Below are 1,125 nucleotides of genomic sequence, written 5' to 3' on the forward strand. Positions count from 1 at the left end.
AAATGATGGCTGCTTCTAAGCCAACATCCTAGTTGTCTAAGCAGCCCCACATCCTTTTCCACTTAACAAGAATTTGGGGACCTTAGCCGACGGTCTGGGCTGTTTCCCTTTCCACTACGGATCTTATCACTCGCAGTGTGACTCCCGGATCTACATCTGTGGCATTCGGAGTTTATCAGGATTCGGTAACCCGATAAGGGCCCCTAGTCCAAACAGTCGCTCTACCTCCACGATGCATATTATCCGAGGCTAGCCCTAAAGCTATTTCGGAGAGAACCAGCTATCTCCAAGTTCGATTGGAATTTCTCCGCTACCCACACCTCATCCCAGCATTTTTCAACATACTTGGGTTCGGGCCTCCAGTGCGTTTCACCACACCTTCACCCTGGACATGGGTAGGTCACTTGGTTTCGGGTCGACGACGGCATACTCTACGCCCTATTCAGACTCGCTTTCGCTGCGGCTCCACCTCTTCGGTTTAACCTTGCATGACATCGTCACTCGCCGGTCCATTCTACAAAAGGTACGCCATCACCCATTAACGGGCTCTGACTACTTGTAAGCACACGGTTTCAGGTGCTGTTTCACTCCCCTTCCGGGGTTCTTTTCACCTTTCCCTCACGGTACTGGTTCACTATCGGTCACTAGGAAGTATTTAGGCTTGGGAGATGGTCCTCCCGGATTCCGACGGAATTTCTCGTGTTCCGCCGTACTCAGGATACCAGCTAGGTAAGGTCGACTGTCGCATACGGGGCTTTCACCCTGTCTCGCATAACTTTCCAGTTATTTCTGCTAGTCTTACTCGTCCATATCGCCGGTCCTACAACCCCAAAAGGCAAGCCTTTTGGTTTGGCCTCTTCCCGTTTCGCTCGCCGCTACTCGGGGAATCGCATTTTGCTTTCTCTTCCTGCAGGTACTGAGATGTTTCAGTTCCCCACGTCTACCTTATCTATAGCTATGTATTCACTATAGATATATCACTTGATGAAAAGTGATGGGTTCCCCCATTCGGAAATCTTTGGATCAACGCTTACTTACAGCTCCCCAAAGCATATCGGTGTTCGTCCCGTCCTTCATCGGCTCCTAGTGCCAAGGCATCCACCGTGCGCCCTTATTCACTTAACC

1 rRNA gene is annotated in these 1,125 nt (G+C 50.6%); it reads right to left on the reverse strand.

Going from position 1 to position 1,125, the window contains the following annotated elements:
* Positions 1 to 1,125: ribosomal RNA gene (locus BMX83_RS10680) — 23S ribosomal RNA — on the reverse strand; the annotation flags it as partial.

The sequence above is a fragment of the Alkalibacterium gilvum genome, assembly GCF_900109085.1.
Lineage (GTDB): Bacteria > Bacillota > Bacilli > Lactobacillales > Carnobacteriaceae_A > Alkalibacterium > Alkalibacterium gilvum.